At 68.9% G+C, this 18,616-nt stretch carries 24 protein-coding genes; 11 read left to right on the forward strand and 13 right to left on the reverse strand.

What is annotated here, in order from left to right; translation table 11 throughout:
• Positions 1 to 162: 162 nt before the first annotated feature.
• Complete coding sequence (locus tag OG226_RS20465; RefSeq protein WP_328679817.1) at positions 163 to 513, reverse strand: PRC-barrel domain containing protein; 351 nt, start codon at positions 511 to 513, stop codon at positions 163 to 165.
• 249 nt (positions 514 to 762) lie between these two features.
• A complete protein-coding gene (locus OG226_RS20470; protein ID WP_328679818.1) occupies positions 763 to 2,016 on the reverse strand; it encodes a phospholipase D-like domain-containing protein in 1,254 nt (417 codons plus the stop codon).
• Between the two features lie 75 nt (positions 2,017 to 2,091).
• On the opposite strand from OG226_RS20470, the gene OG226_RS20475 reads away from it, so the two are divergent.
• Complete coding sequence (locus tag OG226_RS20475) at positions 2,092 to 2,931, forward strand: DUF1206 domain-containing protein (protein ID WP_328686375.1); 840 nt, start codon at positions 2,092 to 2,094, stop codon at positions 2,929 to 2,931.
• 114 nt (positions 2,932 to 3,045) lie between these two features.
• On the opposite strand, the gene OG226_RS20480 is transcribed toward OG226_RS20475, so the two are convergent.
• The 3 genes from OG226_RS20480 to OG226_RS20490 form a co-directional block, all read right to left on the reverse strand.
• Positions 3,046 to 3,885: an RNA polymerase sigma factor SigF gene (locus OG226_RS20480; protein ID WP_328679819.1), complete on the reverse strand. Its 840-nt coding sequence runs from the start codon at positions 3,883 to 3,885 to the stop codon at positions 3,046 to 3,048.
• 209 nt (positions 3,886 to 4,094) lie between these two features.
• Positions 4,095 to 4,448, reverse strand: coding sequence for a PRC-barrel domain-containing protein (locus OG226_RS20485; RefSeq protein ID WP_328679820.1), 354 nt, complete (start codon positions 4,446 to 4,448; stop codon positions 4,095 to 4,097).
• A gap of 138 nt (positions 4,449 to 4,586) precedes the next feature.
• A complete protein-coding gene (locus OG226_RS20490; RefSeq protein ID WP_328679821.1) occupies positions 4,587 to 4,757 on the reverse strand; it encodes a hydrophobic protein in 171 nt (56 codons plus the stop codon).
• Positions 4,758 to 4,948: 191 nt separating this feature from the next.
• Here OG226_RS20490 and OG226_RS20495 point away from each other — a divergent pair, with 191 nt between their 5' ends.
• On the forward strand, positions 4,949 to 5,125 hold the full coding sequence (locus OG226_RS20495) for a CsbD family protein (protein WP_328679822.1): 177 nt from the start codon (positions 4,949 to 4,951) through the stop codon (positions 5,123 to 5,125).
• Positions 5,126 to 5,224: 99 nt separating this feature from the next.
• Here OG226_RS20495 and OG226_RS20500 read toward each other — a convergent pair whose 3' ends face one another.
• On the reverse strand, positions 5,225 to 5,614 hold the full coding sequence (locus tag OG226_RS20500) for an ATP-binding protein (RefSeq protein WP_329349668.1): 390 nt from the start codon (positions 5,612 to 5,614) through the stop codon (positions 5,225 to 5,227).
• Between the two features lie 678 nt (positions 5,615 to 6,292).
• On the opposite strand from OG226_RS20500, the gene OG226_RS20505 reads away from it, so the two are divergent.
• Complete coding sequence (locus tag OG226_RS20505) at positions 6,293 to 6,631, forward strand: MerR family transcriptional regulator (RefSeq protein WP_327401766.1); 339 nt, start codon at positions 6,293 to 6,295, stop codon at positions 6,629 to 6,631.
• Between the two features lie 244 nt (positions 6,632 to 6,875).
• Positions 6,876 to 7,079: a cold-shock protein gene (locus OG226_RS20510; RefSeq protein WP_266771059.1), complete on the forward strand. Its 204-nt coding sequence runs from the start codon at positions 6,876 to 6,878 to the stop codon at positions 7,077 to 7,079.
• A 249-nt stretch (positions 7,080 to 7,328) separates the two neighbouring features.
• Here the strand turns inward: OG226_RS20510 and OG226_RS20515 are convergent, their stop codons facing one another.
• Positions 7,329 to 7,541, reverse strand: coding sequence for a hypothetical protein (locus OG226_RS20515; RefSeq protein WP_329349669.1), 213 nt, complete (start codon positions 7,539 to 7,541; stop codon positions 7,329 to 7,331).
• The gene (locus OG226_RS20520) at positions 7,534 to 8,148 is read right to left on the reverse strand and encodes an RNA polymerase sigma factor (protein WP_328679825.1); all 615 of its coding nucleotides are present in this window, start codon (positions 8,146 to 8,148) and stop codon (positions 7,534 to 7,536) included. Before OG226_RS20520 ends, OG226_RS20515 begins: the two co-directional genes overlap by 8 nt.
• 207 nt (positions 8,149 to 8,355) lie before the next feature.
• Between OG226_RS20520 and OG226_RS20525 the strand changes: the two genes are divergently transcribed.
• Together OG226_RS20525 and OG226_RS20530 are read left to right on the forward strand one after the other, a co-directional pair.
• Positions 8,356 to 8,529: a hypothetical protein gene (locus OG226_RS20525; protein ID WP_329349670.1), complete on the forward strand. Its 174-nt coding sequence runs from the start codon at positions 8,356 to 8,358 to the stop codon at positions 8,527 to 8,529.
• Positions 8,530 to 8,567: 38 nt separating this feature from the next.
• Positions 8,568 to 9,095: a hypothetical protein gene (locus tag OG226_RS20530; protein ID WP_329349671.1), complete on the forward strand. Its 528-nt coding sequence runs from the start codon at positions 8,568 to 8,570 to the stop codon at positions 9,093 to 9,095.
• Here OG226_RS20530 and OG226_RS20535 read toward each other — a convergent pair.
• The 5 genes from OG226_RS20535 to OG226_RS20555 form a co-directional block, all read right to left on the reverse strand.
• Positions 9,001 to 10,476: an MFS transporter gene (locus OG226_RS20535; RefSeq protein ID WP_328679828.1), complete on the reverse strand. Its 1,476-nt coding sequence runs from the start codon at positions 10,474 to 10,476 to the stop codon at positions 9,001 to 9,003. The two genes, OG226_RS20530 and OG226_RS20535, sit on opposite strands and share 95 nt — an antisense overlap.
• Before the next feature lie 127 nt (positions 10,477 to 10,603).
• The gene (locus tag OG226_RS20540) at positions 10,604 to 10,993 is read right to left on the reverse strand and encodes a hypothetical protein (RefSeq protein WP_328679829.1); all 390 of its coding nucleotides are present in this window, start codon (positions 10,991 to 10,993) and stop codon (positions 10,604 to 10,606) included.
• A 135-nt stretch (positions 10,994 to 11,128) separates the two neighbouring features.
• On the reverse strand, positions 11,129 to 11,755 hold the full coding sequence (locus tag OG226_RS20545) for a hypothetical protein (RefSeq protein WP_329349672.1): 627 nt from the start codon (positions 11,753 to 11,755) through the stop codon (positions 11,129 to 11,131).
• Between the two features lie 145 nt (positions 11,756 to 11,900).
• Entirely contained in the window at positions 11,901 to 12,374 is a 474-nt protein-coding gene (locus OG226_RS20550; RefSeq protein ID WP_328679831.1) for a DUF4328 domain-containing protein, read from the reverse strand.
• Between the two features lie 105 nt (positions 12,375 to 12,479).
• Positions 12,480 to 14,108 carry a beta-N-acetylhexosaminidase gene (locus OG226_RS20555; RefSeq protein ID WP_329353453.1) on the reverse strand — a complete coding sequence of 543 codons (1,629 nt, stop codon included), beginning with the start codon at positions 14,106 to 14,108 and terminating at the stop codon, positions 12,480 to 12,482.
• Between the two features lie 219 nt (positions 14,109 to 14,327).
• Between OG226_RS20555 and OG226_RS20560 the strand changes: the two genes are divergently transcribed.
• From OG226_RS20560 to OG226_RS20580, 5 genes are all read left to right on the forward strand, one after another.
• Positions 14,328 to 14,957: a 2-oxo-4-hydroxy-4-carboxy-5-ureidoimidazoline decarboxylase gene (locus OG226_RS20560; RefSeq protein WP_329353454.1), complete on the forward strand. Its 630-nt coding sequence runs from the start codon at positions 14,328 to 14,330 to the stop codon at positions 14,955 to 14,957.
• A 182-nt stretch (positions 14,958 to 15,139) separates the two neighbouring features.
• Positions 15,140 to 15,520 carry a succinate dehydrogenase, cytochrome b556 subunit gene (gene sdhC, locus OG226_RS20565; protein WP_328679833.1) on the forward strand — a complete coding sequence of 127 codons (381 nt, stop codon included), beginning with the start codon at positions 15,140 to 15,142 and terminating at the stop codon, positions 15,518 to 15,520.
• A 9-nt stretch (positions 15,521 to 15,529) separates the two neighbouring features.
• Positions 15,530 to 16,024, forward strand: a complete 495-nt coding sequence (locus OG226_RS20570) for a succinate dehydrogenase hydrophobic membrane anchor subunit (protein WP_328679835.1) — start codon at positions 15,530 to 15,532, stop codon at positions 16,022 to 16,024.
• Positions 16,025 to 16,054: 30 nt separating this feature from the next.
• On the forward strand, positions 16,055 to 17,809 hold the full coding sequence (sdhA, locus tag OG226_RS20575) for a succinate dehydrogenase flavoprotein subunit (RefSeq protein WP_328679837.1): 1,755 nt from the start codon (positions 16,055 to 16,057) through the stop codon (positions 17,807 to 17,809).
• Entirely contained in the window at positions 17,809 to 18,588 is a 780-nt protein-coding gene (locus OG226_RS20580) for a succinate dehydrogenase iron-sulfur subunit (RefSeq protein WP_317884797.1), read from the forward strand. The genes sdhA and OG226_RS20580 overlap by 1 nt, the downstream gene beginning before the upstream one ends.
• The last annotated feature ends 28 nt before the right edge of the window (positions 18,589 to 18,616 follow it).

Genomic DNA, 18,616 nt, shown 5'->3' on the forward strand with positions numbered 1-18,616 from the left:
CTCACTCTCCTTCAGGACGACGGGACGCGGGCGTGGGGTGAAGAACACGCCGGCCCGTCCCACGGCGCGGGTACCCCGACGGCCGACGACGATTCCCCGGGCACGGCGAGGGGCGGGCGTCGGCAGAACGCCGGCACCCGCCCCTGTGCGCTGTGGTGACCGTCAGGCTCGGTGGTCTCCGTAGTAGCCGCCGACCTGCTCGTGGTAGCCGGCGTCACCGATGTGCTTGTCCTTGTCGAACTCGGGGGAGTTCTTGATCTCTTCCTTGGTACGGCCGACGTGGATCGTCCGGTCCGCGACGTCGATGGAGGAGATGACACCGGCAGGGAGCAGAACCTGCTTGCCGAAGATCCACACTCCGGTGTCGACGACGATGTACGCGGCTCCGACGTCCTCGGAGTGCTTGTCGACCTTGCCGATCGAACCGTCGCTCGCCTCGACCTTGAATCCGGTCAGGTCCGTCCCCGTCCGGTGGCCCGACTCGGTCCCGTAGCCCCACATGTTGTCCGTCATACAAAAACCTCCCCTTGCAGTGCGTGAAATACCGGGGAAGCCCGTCCGGAATGTCGGTGGGCGTCCCTCGGAACGTCGAGTGCCCACCGTTTCCGGTCCCACACAATTTGAAATATCGACTACACGTCGATGGATCGCGAATCCGGCGCTCCCCAAAATCAGCGCGAGAAGAAGTACAAGAATCAACACAGCCAGGTCGATTCCCCTTTCCGAAAGGCCGTAGCGCCCGCATCGAGACCGAGGGACAGGTCAGAGGAAGCGCCGTATCGGCAGGACAGCCGTCTCCTTGGCGCGCTGGAGCAGCGCGCGGCGCTTCCACCGTCCGGCACGGATGCGTTCGCTGTGCTCCAGGTCTTCCGTGAAGTGGCGGTCCAGCGTCGCGGTGAACGCGGGGTCCAGTACGGCGAGCATGACCTCCTCGTCGTGGTCGAGGGAGCGGCGGTTGAAGTTCGTCGAGCCGATGAGCGCCGTGGCCCTGTCGACGGTGACAACCTTGGTGTGGAGCATGGTCGGCTGGTAGTGGTAGATCTTCACCCCGCATCCGGTGAGGTCCTCGTAGTAGCGCTGGCCCGCGAGTTGGCAGACCCGCTTGTCGGTGTACGGGCCCGGCAGCAGGATCTCCACCTCGACCCCTCGGCGGGCGGCGGCGCACAGCAGCTCGATGAAGTACGCGTCGGGCGCGAAGTAGGCGGTGGCCAGCCGGATCCGTTCCTCCGCCGTCTCGATCACCACGCGGAACAGGGTCTGCATGTCCTGCCAGCCGAAGCTGGCCGAGCCCCGGACGACCTGCACCACGGCATCACCCTGCGGGGTGTGGTCGGTGAACCGGTCGCGGTCGTCGAAGAGTTCCTCATGGCACTCGGCCCAGTTCTGGGCGAAGGCGGCGGCCAGTCCGTCCACCGCGGGTCCGGTCACCTGGACGTGGGTGTCGCGCCACTCGTCCGGGGTGCGGGCGTCGCCGCACCATTCCTCGGCGATGCCGACGCCACCGGTGAAGGCCGTCTCCTCGTCGACGACGAGGACCTTGCGGTGACAGCGGTGGTTCTGCTTCAGCGGAGACAGGTACAACGGCTTGCGGAACCAGGCCACCTGCACGCCGGCCCGCTCCATCGCCTCCAGCTGGTCCTTCTCGATGAGCCGGCTCCCGAAGCCGTCCAGCAGCAGCCGTACCCTCACGCCTTCGCGCGCCCGCTCCGCGAGCGCGTCGGCGAACTGCCGGGCGATCTCTCCCTTCCAGTACACGAACGTCATCATGTCCACGGTGTGGCGGGCGGAACGGATCCGGCCCAGCATGGCGCCGAAGATCTCGTCCCCGTTGCGCAACGGGAGCAGCGCGTTGCCTTCCGTGGCCGCGATCCCTATGAGCCGTTCCAGCCTGCGTCTGGTGCGCCGGGCCCGGTCGTCGAGGACGCCATCGACGTCCTCCGCGTCGCCAGGCTCCTCGGACCCGACGGTTCCCGCCGTTTCGGCGGCTGCGTCGGCTGCGTTCTGCGTGTTTGGCATGGCTGCACCTTCCTGGACATCGAGCCGGAGGACAAAACCGGGATGGCCTCGCACTTCGAGGGCATCCGGAACAGCATGGCTACTGGATCGGCAACGGCACGCGGGCGGGGACAGGCCCACCGTGCGGCGAACAGCAAGACGGTCGCGGCGGCGGCCCGTGCGGGCTTCGTCGCCCGCGGGGTCATCTACGTACTGATCGGTGTCCTCTCCCTGCGGATCGCCTTCTTCGGCGGCGGTAAGCAGGCCGACCGGGGTGGCGCGATCGCGGAGATCGCCCAGAAGCCCTTCGGCACAGTGCTGTTGTGGCTGCTGGGCATCGCGCTGGCCGGAATGTCCCTGTGGCGGCTGTCCGAGGCCGCCTTCGGACAGGCGGGCCCCGACGGCGACAAACCAGGCAAGAGGGCGGTGGCGGCGGCCCGTTGCGTCTTCTACGGCTTCGTCGCGTACTCCGTGCTCGCCTACGCGGCCGGCAACAAGAGCAGCGGCAGCGGGAGTTCCGACAAGAACTCCCAGGACGTCACGGCGAAGGCGCTGGACTGGCCCGGCGGGCAGTGGATCGTCGGCATCGCCGGTGCCGCGGTGACCGGTGCCGGCGTGTGGATCGCCGTCCGGGCGCTCCTGCGCAAGTTCGAGAAGCATCTGAAGATGACGGAGATGTCCCGGACGACGCGTCAGGTCGTCGTCGCCTTCGGTGTGTTCGGCGGAACGGCCCGGGGCATCGTCTTCGCCACGGCGGGCGGCTTCGCCATCGCCGCGGCGGTCCGGCACAAGCCCGGCGAGGCCAAGGGCATGGACGACACCTTGCGTACCTTCGCCGGCACCCCCGCGGGACCCTGGCTGCTGGCGCTGATAGCGGTCGGCCTCATGGCCTTCGGTGTCTTCTCGTGGGCCAACGCCCGCTGGCGCGACGTCTGACCCGACGGGCACGGTTGCGGCACCCCGTCACACGTCGACAGATCCGCACACAGCGGCTGCTCCCCACCGCCCTTGCGAGGTGGGGAGCAGCCGTTGTGTGCGGATCAGCGTGGCCTAGTTGGTGGTGAGCATGCCCGCGCGGAGCTTGGCGAGGGTGCGGTTGAGCAGGCGGGAGACGTGCATCTGGGAGACGCCGAGGTGTTCGCCGATCTGGGCCTGGGTGAGTTCGTCGACGAACCGCATGTGGATGATGCGCCGCTCGCGGTCGTCGAGTTCGGCGATCAGGGGGGCCAGGGCGTTGAAGTCCTCGACGAGTTCGAGGGCGTTGTCGTCGAGGCCGATGAAGTCGGCCAGCGCGGCTTCGCCGTCGTCGCCGGAGTTGATGGCGGCGTCGAGGGAGGCGGAGTTGTAGCCGTTGGAGGCCAGACGTGCTTCGTTGACCTCTTCCTCGCTGAGGCACATCAGCTCGGAGAGTTCCTTGGTGGTGGGCGTACGGCCGAGCCGGCTGCGGAGCTCTTCGGTGGCTTTGGCGAGCTGGACGCGGGCTTCCTGAAGGCGGCGGGGGACGTGGACGGCCCAGGACGTGTCGCGGAAGAAGCGCTTGATCTCGCCGGTGATGTAGGGGACCGCGAAGGAGGTGAACTCGACTTCGCGGGTGAGTTCGAACCGGTCGATGGCCTTGATCAGCCCGATCGTGCCGACCTGGACGATGTCCTCCATCTCGTCCTGGCCACGGCTGCGGAACCGCGAAGCCGCGTACCGGACGAGCGTGACGTTCATTTCGATGAGGGTGTTGCGCGCGTACTGGTACTCGCGCGTGCCCTCTTCGAGGACGGCGAGCTGATCGAGGAACAGCCTGGTCAGCTGGCGGGCGTCCTTGGGCGCGACCTGTGAGGGGTCCGCGATCTCCGGCAGCACCCGGGTCTGTGCGTCCGCCGTCTTCGTCACCGTCATGTCAGGCCCCTCCGCGTTGTCCGGACTCCGTGCCGACGGTTCCTTGTCCGCCGACAATGATCGGCCTACCCGGGTTCGCGGAATACATGCCAGGTGATTTCAGAGCGGGTCCGCCGGCAGCTGTCGGACGGGGTCCCCCGGCCCGGACGACGGATGCGGGGCCGGCCGGAGTCTCTCCGGCCGGCCCCGCATCCGGGCTGGTGCTGACGTCAGACGCATCGCTGGGTCTGGTAGTAGTCGGCGACCTGCTCGTGGTAGCCGACGTCACCGACGTGCTTGTCCTTGTCGAACTCGGGGGACTCCCTGATCTGGTCCCTCGTGAGGCCGACGTAGATCTTGCCCTCGGCCTGGTCGACCGTCTTCACGGTTCCGGCGGGCAGCAGGACGTGCTGGCCGAAGATCCACACGCCGGTGTCGACGACGAGGTACGCGGCGGCGACGTCGTCCGAGTGCTTGTCGACCTTGCCGATGCTGCCGTCGGTGGCCTCGACCTTGTATCCGATCAGGTCGGTGCCCGTGGCATGACCGGTGGTCGGCTGGTAGCCCCAGATGTTGTCGCTCATGTGAACGGCCCCCTCATCGAGATTCTCTGTTACTCCCGCGGTCGAACCGCGGAGTCGTACCGGCGTTGTCGAATTCAGTGACGTCTCTTCAGAACTTCGGAAATCGGAGTGCCACGTCGGAACGTGACGGGTGTCCGCCTACCAGCGGTACCAGCGGCCACGCTTGCCCCCGCTCGCCGTGGGGCGGACGACGAAGCCGAGAACCCACACGATCAGCACGATGACGGCTATCCACCACAGCGCCTTGAGTGCGAAACCGGCACCGAAGAGGATCAGGGCAAGCAGAAGAACAAGAAGAATAGGAACCATTGTTATCAACCTCCGATCCTCCACGTGCCCTGTGGAGCGATCTTCACTCCTGCGGATTTCATGTGTTTCTCAAGCGGCCCGGAACGTCGGATTCACGTGGGGAGTCCGTGCGGCAACCGTGCGGTTTGACGAGGGGATCCGCGGTGAGACGGGTGGCGAACCTATTTCGAGACAGACAGGGGTGAGTGGTTGTGGCTGAGGACGAGAAGGCGAAGGCCAAGGGCGAGCAGGCCAAGGGCAAGGTCAAGAAGATCGTCGGCGGAGCGGTGGGCAACGAGTCCCTTGAGGCCGAGGGACGCGCCGAGGAGACCAAGGGCGACCTGCGCGCGGCGAAGGAGAAGGCCAAGGACGCCATCAAGCCCAAGTAGGGGCACCACTCCTGATCCCGGTCCCGGCAGCCCGTTGGCTGCCGGGATTCGTGCTGTCACGGCAGGTGCCGTGACCCGTGCCGTTTCCGGGTCCCCGCGTCACCGGGCGACGAGGGCGCTGACGGTCTTGCCGCCTGCTGCCTGACGGGTCACGGCGGTGGTCCGGGCGAGGCGGTTGACCATGGGCCAGCCGAAGCCTCCCGTGCCACCGTTCAGATCGGGGGTACGCATGCGCGGCGTCCGGGAGCTGCGGTCGCGCACGGCCACCTCGACGCCGTCCGGGTGCGCGGTCAGGTTCAGGGTGCAGGTGCCGCCGCCGTGACGCAGGGCGTTGGTGACGAGTTCCGAGACGACCAGGACCACGGTGCCGGCGACTTCGGCCGCGATCGGACGGTCGAGACCTTCGAGGAAGGCCCGGGCGCTGTCGCGTGCGCCGGCGACGGAGGTCGCCGGGCCGACGGTCGCGACGTTGACGCTCATGGTGTTCATCAGGTCTCCCCGGTCTCTGGATCGTTGTCCGGTTCTGCCTGGCGGGTCTTGTGCCCCGGCCTGCGGCTCGCTAATCAGGCGGGCCCTCGCTCCTGCCCCCGCCGCCGTTCGAGCCGGATTGCCTGGCTGTCGAACACGGGGAAATCTATGTTTGTTGGAGTAGACATTGGCGCGGGGACGTGATTATGGTTCTCTCGTAGCCCAGAGAGACAGCACGGCCCGGCAGACACGAACTGCCGGGCGGAGCAGTACCAGCAAGTGCAGTTCGCAGAGCGGTGCGGTGGTGGAGTTCCGAAGCCAGAGCGGTTGCAGGACGGCGACGGGACTGACGACCGGACCGGGTGGCCCGCAGTGATCAGGGGCCGCCGTGAGCAGGACCCGGCAGTACGCAGTACCCCACTTGTAAGCAGTTGACCCCAGAGGGAAGAACGGAGGAGCCGAGCGCCATCAGGATCGCCCGGGCCGACATCTTGAACCCGGGTACCGCAGGACATCGATAGTGAGGTGGTCTCCGGTCAAGCAACCGCGATCCCAGCGGCCCAGACGGCATTCAGGTCAGGGCAGCGGAAACAGAAGGCCGACGCCTCGTCAGGGTCGGCAGATGGTGTAGCAGTTCCTTCGGGGCCTTGGTGCCGTACGGCACCAAGGCCCCTCGACGCGTTCCACAGAGAGGTGCAAATGACAGCAGACGACTCGTTCAGCCGTATCGACGACGACGACTACCCCGCCTACACGATGGGCGGAGCCGCCGAACTGCTCGGCACCACCCAGGGCTTCCTCCGCGCCATCGGCGAAGCGCGCCTCATCACCCCGCTCCGCTCCGAGGGCGGCCACCGCCGCTACTCCCGCTACCAGCTGCGCATCGCCGCGCGCGCCCGCGAACTCGTCGACCACGGCACTTCCGTCGAGGCCGCCTGCCGCATCATCATCCTCGAAGACCAGCTCGAAGAAGCCCAGCGCATCAACGCCGAATACCGCCGCACCGCGGAGGCGGCGGATCCGACGAGCACGGCCTGAGACGGCTGAGCCCGTCGGCGACGGCGGGCACCGTCCGCCCGGTCCCGGTGTCACGAGTGATCGCTTTCCCTGGTGACACGGGGTGTGGGCATGTAGCGTCTGTGTCAGCTGTCGTGGTTCGGAATTCCCTATAGCCCACGCTCTTGGCGTGGGCGTTTTGCTGTGCTGTGCCGCAGGGACCAGGGCGATCACCTCCGTCTGCCACAAGGAGTGGGAGGCGTTCATCGACTGGAAGGCATGAGACATGGCTACGGGAACTGTGAAGTGGTTCAACGCGGAGAAGGGCTTCGGTTTCATCGCCCAGGACGGTGGCGGCCCGGATGTCTTCGCGCACTACTCCGCGATCAACTCGTCGGGCTTCCGTGAGCTCCAGGAGGGCCAGGTCGTGACGTTCGACGTCACCCAGGGCCAGAAGGGCCCCCAGGCCGAGAACATCAGCCCGGCCTGACCTCGCACCCCTGACCTATTGAGGAAGATCCGGGGCCGGCCCGACCTCGGCCCCGGACTTCCTGAGCTCCGCCGCTTCGAGCGTCGTCCGGGGCCCGGTCACCAGGAGCAGCTCACGCCACACGATCCCGCAGGGACCACGTTCCTCTCGCCTGACCAACGCCGGCACCAGCAAGGCGCCCTTGGCCGCATGACGAGCGCCTGACCAGTAGCGGTCAGGAACAGACAGAAGCGGCGATGCGCGAAGTCCCTACGTCGCGCCCCCGGGCCGCCAGTCATCCTGCCTCCGCGTCCGCGCCTCCTGGAACCCCGCGTCCCGCGCCGCCCTGAACGCCGCCACCGCCCGCCGTTCCGCCTCGCCGTCCACGTCCCCCTCGCGGAGAGCCGCGCCCAGCAGACCGGGAAGGCCCGGGAGATCAGAGGGGCCGGGGAGACCCGGAAGGCCCGTGTCACGGTCAGCCATGATGTCCGTCTCCGTCCCTCTCCCCCACGCCTTCTCTCACGCCCAGTTCGCGCGCCAGCCGCCGCAACCCCCGATAGGCGGCCGTACGCACCGCACCAGGCCGCTTCCCCAACACCCGTGCGGCGGCAGGCCCGTCGAGCCCCACGACCACCCGCAGCAGCACGGCCTCGGCCTGGTCCCGCGGCAACCCCCGGACCAGCCCGAGCGCGTACTCCGTGGAGAGGGACTCCAGCGCCTGGTCGTGGGTGCTGTGCGGGCCGGGCAGTTCGAGTACGTCCTGTTCCAGCGTCGCCGATCTCGGACGCACCCTCAGCCGCCGCAGATGGTCGAGCGCCCGGTGCCGGGCGATGGTCGCCGTCCAGCCGCGGAATCCCGCCCCGTCGCCGCGGAACCGGCCCAGGTCGCGGGCGATCTCCAGCCACGCGTCGGACGCCACGTCCTCGGCGTCGTCGCCGACCAGCCCGCGCAGATACCCGAGCAGCCCGGGCTGCACGATCCGGTACGCGACCGCGAAAGCGCCGTCGTCGCCCTCCTGGGCCCGCGCGACGGCCGCGCCCAGTTCCCCGTCGTACGCGTGCCCTCGCCGGGGCTCGCCTGTCTTGCCCAAGGACTGTCCTCGTCCGTACCGAGTGCGCGAAGTATCCATGTCCGGGCGGCAGTTACCCACCGTCACCACAAGCGCGACGCACCCCCGCACCCCCGAGCAGCGATCCCCCGCACCCCCCATCGCCATCAGCGCCACCCCACACAGAAACGTCACAGCCCGCCGACGGGGCACGTCCGCCCATGGCGTCCCCGCGAACGAAGGAGACCCATGCCCGACCGCCGTACCGGTGTCCTCGGCCAGGGCCTGCGCGGGATCATCGCCCGCGTCGCCGCCTTCGCGGACCCCGATCCGGCGACCCGCCAACAGACGACGGAGGACTTCCCGGGTACCTCAACAACCGCCGACCACAGGGCAGTTGTCGCGCCCCCCACGCCGACCTAGCCCGCGAGGCACCGCGCACGAGCAAGCCCGATCTCGACATGGCGCACTGGCCGACCGGCGGACACACCCGCCAAGTCCAGGCGTTCGGCGACCTGTTGGCCTACGGCGGCACCCCGCACCGGCGTCCGCCCTGCGAGCCGAAGACCGCCGACTGGTACACCGAGGACGGACACCGGCCACCGCACACGCAGCGGGCGCTCAACCCGGTCAGCGACGTCGAGGACGTGTCGTCGGAATACCGGGAGCGCGCCGACGCCGAGTGCCGGGTCACGGACGCCGAGCAGGACGGCGGGCGCACAGACACCTCGCCCGTCGCCGCGCGGACGGCCGTGGCCGCCGGGGCCACCGAATCGCTGTGCGACGGCGGCACCCCGCGCGAGGCGCCGCCCCTCGATCCGGAGCTCGTCGCCTGCTTCGAGCGGGTCAAGCGCAGGCGTCGTAAGCCTAGTTGGGGGGCCGTAGGCCTGGTGCTCAGATGGCGGTCTCCACCGGCTGCTGCGGGGCCTCCTCCGTCACCGTGCCCGGTGTGGGTACCCGGTCCGCGTTCACCAGGACGCCGGCGATGAGTGCGGCCAGCAGGATCGAGGCCATGGCCCACCAGGTGGCGACGTTGAAGCCGTGCACGGCGGCCTTCGCCTCAAGGAGTCTCCGGTTCGCGCCGGGGCCCGCGTGGGCGGTGGCGTAGCGGGTGGTGACGGTGGCGGCGATCGTGTTGAGGAGGGCCGTACCGATCGAACCGCCCACCTGCTGGGCGGTGTTGAAGGTGGCGGAGGCCGCGCCGGAGTCGCGGGGTGCGACGCCTCCGGTGGCCAGGGACACCGAGGTCATCATCGCCGTACCCATGCCGAGGCCGAGCATCAGCATGCCGGGCAGGATGTACGTGGCGTACGCGGGCTCCACCCCGACCTGCGCGATCAGCGCGAGCGCGCCCGCCGCGCACAGCAGGCCCGGGACCATCAGGGTGCGCGGCGGAACCCGGTGCAGCAGCCGGGCCGCGATCTGGGTCGAGCCGGTGATCATGCCGACGGTGATGGGGAGATAGGCGACGCCCGTCTTGACCGGCGAGTATCCGAGGACGCGCTGCATGTAGTAGGTGAGGAAGAGGAACACGCCGAACATGCCGATGGTGACGAACAGGATGGTCAGGAACGCGCCGACCCGCTGACGGTCCTTCACCACCGTCATCGGCAGCAGCGGCACCCGCGCCCGCGTCTGCCAGAACCCGAAGGCGCCGAGCAGCACGACCCCGGCGGCGAGCAGGGTCAGGACCAGTCCGTCGCCCCAACTCCGCGACTCCGCCTCGGAGAAGCCGTACACCAGCGTCAGCATGCCGAGGGAACCGAGCAGCGCGCCGGGGATGTCGAGGTGGGCGTCCGGGTGCCGGGAGCTGTCGCTGAGCAGGACCCAGGCGCCGGCGAACGCGACCAGCGCGATGGGGACGTTGACGTAGAGACACCAGCGCCAGTCCAGGTACTGGGTGAGGAAGCCGCCCGCCAGCAGCCCAACTGCCGCGCCCGCGCCGACAATCGCGCCGAACACGCCGAAGGCCTTGCTGCGGTCCTTCGGGTCGGTGAACGTCGTCGTGAGGAGCGAGAGCGCGGAGGGGGCCAGCAGTGCGGCGAAGACTCCTTGCAGCGCGCGGGCGCCGAACAGCATGCCCTGGTTGGCCGCGGCCCCGCCGAGCGCGGACGCGGCGGCGAAGCCGATCAGCCCGATCATGAAGGTGTTCTTGCGCCCGGCGAGGTCCGCGATCCGGCCACCGAGCAGCAACAGCCCGCCGAACGCCAGGGTGTAGGCGGTGATGACCCACTGCCGGTTCCCGTCCGACATGCCCAGGTCGGTCTGGGCGGACGGCAGTGCGATGTTGACGATGGTCATGTCCAGGACGACCATCAACTGCGCGAGCGCGATGACGACCAGCGCCCACCAACGACGGTTCTCGGCCATGGATCCTCCCCGGGTCCGGCGATCGCCCTCATCGTCCTCCCGCATCCGGCCCCTTGGGAACGCCAGCGTCTCTTATTACGCCGATTTTGCCGACCGGGCCCCGCTGCGTGCCGGGCGCCGAACTCCCCTACCGGCGCACGCCGTTCACCGCGTCCCGGCACAGCAGCCGCAGCGACCCGTGCCCACCGAAACACCGCCGCGCCTCGTCGATGGGGTCCCACAACAGCCCCTCCGGAGTACGCAGCCAGTGCTCACCCCCGGTCGCCCACCACTCACCACCGGTCTGCCGCGCGATCACCTCACCGGCGTACGCCCCGAACCCGCGCAACTCGCTCTCGATCGCGGCGTACGGCGCCCCGTCCCGCCGTATCTCCTCGATCGTCCGGTCGACCCGCCACAGGCTCTGCGCCGAGTAGTCGAGCCGCACCCGGGCCCCCTCGCGCATCGTCGCCACCGCGTCCGCCGCCCATCGCACGGGCCGGGCGGCGGCGGAGGGCCGCTGCTCCCGCGCTGTCATCACGTGTGTCATAGCACCGAGAAAACCCTGATCACGGTGGTTCCCGGCACCCCGATCCGGGCATTTCCGCGGACCGGCGCAGGACCGACCCACCCCCGCCGCACGACGGTCACAGACCTCGCTCTCGGCTCCCGCTCAACTCCGGCCGCGCGCCCGCCGCGAGACCACCGCGCGCAGCACCCGGCGCCCCTCCGTCGACACCGCGAGCACCTGGCGCAGTCCGCCGACTGCGGGGCCGCTCCCGGTTCCGGCGAGGAGTTCGAGGACGGTGATCTGACGGCGCAGCTCGGCGGCGACGAGGGGCGACATGCCGTCCGTACGACCTTCACGGCGGGCGGCGATTTCGTCGGCGCCGTCGGCATCGTCGGCGGCGGCCATGACCTCCAGGAGCCGGTGGATCCGCAGCGAGGCGACCGAACAGGCGTCGGCCCACTCCCGCACCGGAGTGCCGGCCGGTTCGGCCGGTGCGGTCGCGAGCATCTGCCGGGCGAGCCGCACGGCGCGGTCGTCACCGGACTCCTCGCCGGATTCCTCGCCGGGTTCCTCGCCGGGTTCCTCGAAGTACGCGGGCAGCTTGGCGCGGGCCCGCTCCAGGCACTCGCCCCACGTCTCCCCCGCGGCCGGGTCGGCGAGGCTGGTCCACAGCGGACGCAGCACCTCGTCGTCGCCGCCCAGCAACGGCACGCACCGATCCAAACAAGCCAGTCCACTGGCAGTCAGTGCGCGATCGTCGGCCTGCGCGATCAGTTCCACCAGACTCATCCAGACCTCCCTCAGCGGGGCCCCTCCCCTATGGAGCCCGCATCTCCCCTGACGGCAGGCCCCACACCGGGAGTGTCACACGGGACACCCCCGAGCAGGCAGAGAAAAGGGAAGAAGAGGTTTTCGGCCAACTGAACGGAATCCCTCAGGCCTCGACCGGAACGCCCGCCCTCGCCGGCGCCTTCTCGTGCTGCATGCGGGTCAGCCGCAGGACGACGAGGATCGCCAGGAGCCACAGCGTCCACCACGCGTTGACCAGCAGATGCGGCCTGCGGATGCCCGCGGGACTGCTGGCGTCCCAGACCTCCAGGGTGATCCGGCGCGGATACCAGAAGTTCAGCCCCGGGGCGAACCAGGACACGTACACGATGACGCACACGAGCATCGAGCCCGAGTGGACTTTCAAGGCCAGCGAGTCGAGCGATTCCGCGGCGTCGGCCCGCCGGAGGACCGCACCGCCGGTCGCGCCGTTCATGAGGTCGCCCGTCACGTCGTACAGGGCGAGACCGGCGTGGACGGCGAACAGATCGGCGGCGATGACGATCCCGAGCAGCGCGGCGGCGGCCCGGACCGGACCGACCGGTGAGCGGAGACGGGACACCGGTCTGGGCATGGGCATGGGAACGGACATGGTGAAACCCCCCGAGTGCGAACAGGAGGGGGGAACACACGATTCACCGGTCCCGCAAGCCCAACGGCATGCCGACCCCGCCGACCGCCCCGCTCAACCCACCTTGTCCGCAAGCGACTTGAACTGCGTCCAGGTCAGCGCGGGCGTCCCCGGATCCCACAGCTTCTGGACCGTGGCCCGCAGCGGCATCCGGATTCCGGCCGCGACCTGGTTCTGCGTCTGGGAGTTGGCGAGGTCGCACCAGACCGCGAAGGACCCGCCGAGGATCTGGCTGTCGTACTTCGCGGGGACCGCCGTCGTGCCGCGCAGCACGCGCGGCGTCCACTGTTCGTAGATCCGCCGTCCCGTCGGATAGACGAAGGTCTGCGGCTCGCCGAGGACGTAATACAGGTACTCGTCGTTGTAGTTGAGGACCTTGCGCCCCGCGCTCAGATACGCGACGGGCGGCCGGGCGCCGATCTCCTTGCCCGTCCAGTACGCCACCTGGAGATCCTTGGCGGCCCGCACGGACGTACCCGCGAAGAAACCGTCGTTCCACACCCGCATCGTGCGGTCGTGGGTGCGGACGGTGTCGGCGCGGTCGTTGAGCCAGCCGGTGGTGAGGTCGGCGACGGTGCCGCGCGAGCCGTAGGCCTTCGTGGCCTCGGCCGCCAACTGCGGGAAGGATGCCTGGGGGTTGGCGACGGTCAGCGCCTGGTACTCGTCGCCGCCGAGGTGCCACTGGTCGCCGGGGAACAACCCGGCGTACTCGTCGAGGAGTTCGTCGACGATCGCGGCGGAGGCGTCCTTGGAGATGTCGATCGCACCGCGCGTGGCGACGCCCGACACGTTCCGCAGCTGCAGATCCGGATGGGCGGCGAGCACCGCGCCCAGGTGTCCCGGCGAGTCGATCTCGGGCACAACGGTGATGTGCCGGCTGGCCGCGAGGTCGACGATCTGCTTGACCTGCGCCTTGGTGAGGTGGTCCTTCGACACGATCTCGGGATGGCTGGTCGACTCGATCCGGAAGCCCTGGTCGTCGGAGAAGTGCAGCCCCAGTTCGTTGAACTTGAGGTCGCCCAACTCCCGTACCCGGTCCTCGATCCAGGCCGCGGTGAACGGCTTGCGCGCGATGTCCAGCATGAACCCGCGCCGCGGCTTGGCCGGTTGGTCGTGCACGACGCCCTCCGGCGCCGTACCGCCGCCGTGCACCTCCTGCTTGAGCGTCCGGGTGCCGTAGAACACCCCCGCGTCCGAGGGCCCGCTGATGGTGACCCGCCCGCCGCGCACGGTCATCGCGTACGACTCCGGGTTCGCGCCCTCGTCGTCGTTCAGGGCCAGTCGTACGTCCCCGGCGCGCACGTCACCCGACTCGCCGCCGTACGTCAGCCCCAGCTCCCCGGCGATCAGCCGCCCCTCGTCGACGAGATCGGCGTCCTCGACGACGACCCGGTCCCCCTTGGCGGGCCGCCAGCCGGGACCGCGCGCGGGGGTGTGGGAACGCACGGCGGGAATGGTGCGGGGCGTCTGCGACAGCGGATACGAGCGGGTCGGACTCGGCGTCGGGGACGCGGAACGGGAGGCCGCGCCGCGCGAGGCGGCGGAGGTCTCGTCGGCGGACCCGACCGCCGTACCCCCGGAACCACCCTCGTCCCCGGACGCGGCCCACAGCCCGAGACCCACCCCGCCGCCGACCACAACCGTGGCCGCGGCGACCGCGATCAGCCCCCGCCGCTGCCTCAAGGGGTTCGACGGCTTCACCTGCTTCGCCGACGAGCGGCGCCTGTGCTGGCTCACGGCGCCAACCTACGGCCCCGGGTGGATCGCGGGTGTCCACCACGCGTTCCGAAACTCTCCCGTCCGGGTGAAATTCGGGCATCTGTCGGACACCTCATGACCACTCCCGATAACGTGGTGACGCACTTCTCACTCTTCGGCACCGCATCCCCTGCCGCACCGTCCGTGACGCGAGGATCCACCCTGCCTGCGCACCGCCTCCCCCACCTCCCCGGCCGAGTGGCCATACCTGCGCTGCCCGAGCAGTCCCGCACCTCGCCGTCCCCGAAATCGCTGGACGCGTTCAACACCGCGCCCGCCGACGACGCCCGGCACACCCTCCTCACCTGCCTCCACAGCCTCCGCTGGTCCCGCCGCCTCACCGACCACCGCCCCTACCCCGACCTCGACTCCCTACTCGCCGCGTCCGACGAGGCGGCGTACGACCTGACCCCGGGCGACCTGGCGGAAGCACTGGCGGGAGAGTCGTTGCCCGTGCTGCCCGCCGACACCTACGAGGCCGCCCACATGGCCCTGGACGCGGCCCACGCGGCATACGAGGCCCGCTTCGGCCACGTGTTCGTCATCTGCCCGGACGGCATTGCCCCGGACGAGGTCCTCGACCACGTCCTGGCAGGCATCCGATCCCGCCTGACGAACGATCCGGAGGAGGAGCGGGTAGTGGTGGCGGAGGAGCTACGGCGCCTTGCAAGAGGGCGCCTGCTGAGCGTTTTCGTCTTCAGGGGCGCGGGGAACTGCGCGACCAGCCACAACGGACCCGCACCCGGCAAAACGGACGAGCCCCCTACCCATTAGCCGCCCGAAACTAGCCCGTACGTGCACCTTTGAGTGCCATTTTGATCACACCAGCAGGCCCGCCGTAAGACCGACGTCAACGGCTGGATACGATGCTGAGGGCCGGAGGACCGTACCCGGCCGGGCCCGACCGACAGAGAAGCCGGCGCGGCCCTAAATCCCCGCTCCCGGAGGGTTCTTCCGTGCCGGCTGGAACGCTGTACCGCGGCCGGGAAGGAATGTGGTCCTGGGTGGCTCATCGAGTCACCGGCGTCCTCATCTTCTTCTTCCTGTTCGTACACGTGCTGGACACCGCTCTTGTGCGTGTCTCCCCCGAGGACTACGACAAGGTCGTAGCCACCTACAAGACGCCGATCGTGGCACTGCTGGAGTACGGCCTCGTCGCCGCGATCCTCTTCCACGCCCTCAACGGCCTGCGCGTCATCGCCGTCGACTTCTGGTCGAAGGGCCCGCGCTACCAGAAGCAGATGCTCTGGTCCGTCGTAGGCCTGTGGCTCGTGCTCATGCTCGGGGCGATCTACCCCGTGCTCGGCCACGCCGCTCGTGTCGTCTTCGGGAGCTGACGCAAACGCATGTCAAACAACACAGTCACGACTGAAACCGCAGCGTCGGGCATCGGCCCGGTGGAGAGCGCGGCCGTCTACACCGTGGACAACCCCGCGCCCCTCATCGAGGCCCCCCGCAAGCGCACCAAGAAGACCCCGAAATCGACCCGGGGCAACTTCGAGATGTACGGCTGGCTCTTCATGCGCCTGTCCGGTGTCGTGCTGGTCGTCCTGGTCCTGGGCCACCTGCTGATCCAGCTCGTGCTGGACGGCGGTGTCTCCAAGATCGGCTTCGCCTTCGTGGCGGGCCGCTGGGCCTCGCCGTTCTGGCAGGTCTGGGACCTGCTGATGCTCTGGCTGGCGATGCTGCACGGCGCCAACGGCCTGCGCACGATCATCAACGACTACGCGGAGCGCGCGAACACCCGGCTGTGGCTCAAGGGCCTGCTCTACACCGCCACGGTGTTCACCATCCTGCTGGGCACGCTGGTGATCTTCACCTTCGACCCGAACATCCGCTAGGCCATCGGGCTGAGGGACTGAGGAATTCTGATGAAGATCCACAAATACGACACCGTCATCGTCGGCGCCGGCGGCGCCGGTATGCGCGCCGCGATCGAGTCGACGAAGCGCAGCCGCACCGCTGTCCTGACGAAGCTCTACCCCACCCGCTCCCACACGGGCGCCGCGCAGGGCGGTATGGCCGCCGCGCTCGCCAACGTGGAGGAGGACAACTGGGAGTGGCACACCTTCGACACGATCAAGGGCGGCGACTACCTGGTCGACCAGGACGCCGCCGAGATCCTGGCGAAGGAGGCCATCGACTCGGTCCTCGACCTGGAGAAGATGGGCCTGCCGTTCAACCGCACGCCGGACGGCACGATCGACCAGCGCCGCTTCGGCGGGCACAGCCGTAACCACGGCGAGGCCCCGGTCCGCCGGTCCTGCTACGCGGCCGACCGCACCGGCCACATGATCCTCCAGACGCTGTACCAGAACTGCGTGAAGGAGGGCGTGGAGTTCTTCAACGAGTTCTACGTCCTCGACCAGCTGATCGCCGATGTCGACGGCGTGAAGACGTCGGTGGGCGTCGTCGCGTACGAGCTGGCGACCGGCGAGATCCACGTCTTCCAGGCGAAGGCCGTGATCTACGCGTCCGGCGGCTGCGGCAAGTTCTTCAAGGTGACGTCGAACGCGCACACCCTGACCGGTGACGGCCAGGCCGCGGTCTACCGGCGCGGGCTGCCGCTGGAGGACATGGAGTTCTTCCAGTTCCACCCGACCGGCATCTGGCGCATGGGCATCCTGCTGACGGAGGGCGCCCGCGGCGAGGGCGGCATCCTGCGCAACAAGGACGGCGAGCGCTTCATGGAGAAGTACGCGCCGGTCATGAAGGACCTCGCGTCCCGTGACGTCGTCTCGCGCTCCATCTACACGGAGATCCGGGAGGGCCGCGGCTGCGGTCCCGAGGGCGACCACGTGTACCTGGACCTGACGCACCTCCCGCCGGAGCAGCTGGACGCCAAGCTGCCCGACATCACGGAGTTCGCGCGCACGTACCTCGGTATCGAGCCGTACACGGACCCGATCCCGATCCAGCCCACCGCGCACTACGCGATGGGCGGCATCCCGACGAACGTCCAGGGTGAGGTCCTCACGGACAACACCACGGTCGTCCCGGGCCTGTACGCGGCCGGCGAGGTCGCCTGCGTGTCGGTGCACGGCGCGAACCGCCTGGGCACCAACTCCCTCCTGGACATCAACGTGTTCGGGCGCCGGGCGGGTATCGCGGCGGCGGAGTACAGCCAGAAGGCGTCCTACGTCGAGCTGCCGGAGGACCCGGCGCAGCAGGTCATCGACCAGGTCGAGCACCTGCGCAACTCCACGGGCACCGAGCGCGTGGCGGTCATCCGCCGCGAGCTGCAGGAGTGCATGGACGCGAACGTCATGGTGTTCCGCACCGAGCAGACGATCAAGACGGCGGTCGAGAAGATCGCGGAGCTGCGCGAGCGCTACCGCAACGTCTCGATCCAGGACAAGGGCCGCCGGTTCAACACGGACCTCCTTGAGGCCATCGAGCTGGGCAACCTGCTCGACCTCGCCGAGGTGATGGCGGTCTCGGCGCTCGCCCGCAAGGAGTCCCGCGGCGGTCACTACCGCGAGGACTACCCCAACCGCGACGACGTCAACTTCATGCGCCACACCATGGCGTACCGCGAGGTCGGCGACGACGGCACCGAGTCCATCCGTCTCGACTACAAGCCGGTCGTCCAGACCCGCTACCAGCCGATGGAGCGTAAGTACTGATGGCTACCCCTGTTCTGGACAAGGCGGAAGCGGCCGGCCAGCCCGAGCCCGGCTTCGCCGACTCCCCCTACATCACGGTCACCTTCCGCATCCGCCGCTTCAACTCCGAGGTCTCGGCGGAAGCGGTCTGGGAAGACTTCCAGCTGGAGATCGACCCCAAGGAGCGCGTCCTCGACGGCCTCCACAAGATCAAGTGGGAACTGGACGGCACCCTCACCTTCCGCCGTTCCTGTGCCCACGGCATCTGCGGCTCGGACGCGATGCGGATCAACGGCAAGAACCGTCTCGCCTGCAAGACCCTGATCAAGGACCTCAACCCCGAGAAGCCGATCACGGTCGAGCCGATCAAGGGTCTGACGGTCCTGAAGGACCTGGTCGTCGACATGGACCCGTTCTTCCAGGCGTACCGCGACGTGATGCCCTTCCTCATCACGAAGGACACGAACGAGCCGACCCGGGAACGCCTCCAGTCGGCGGAGGACCGCGAGCGCTTCGACGACACCACGAAGTGCATCCTCTGCGCGGCCTGCACGTCGTCCTGCCCGGTCTTCTGGAACGACGGCCAGTACTTCGGCCCGGCCGCCATCGTCAACGCCCACCGCTTCATCTTCGACTCGCGTGACGAGGCGGGCGAACAACGCCTGGAGATCCTCAACGACCGTGACGGCGTGTGGCGTTGCCGCACCACCTTCAACTGCACGGACGCGTGCCCGCGAGGCATCGAGGTCACGAAGGCGATCCAGGAAGTGAAGCGGGCGCTGATCACTCGGCGCTTCTGAGGTTGTTTCCTGTACGTCCCCGAGGGCC

This window comes from Streptomyces sp. NBC_01261 (genome assembly GCF_036226385.1).
GTDB lineage: Bacteria > Actinomycetota > Actinomycetes > Streptomycetales > Streptomycetaceae > Streptomyces.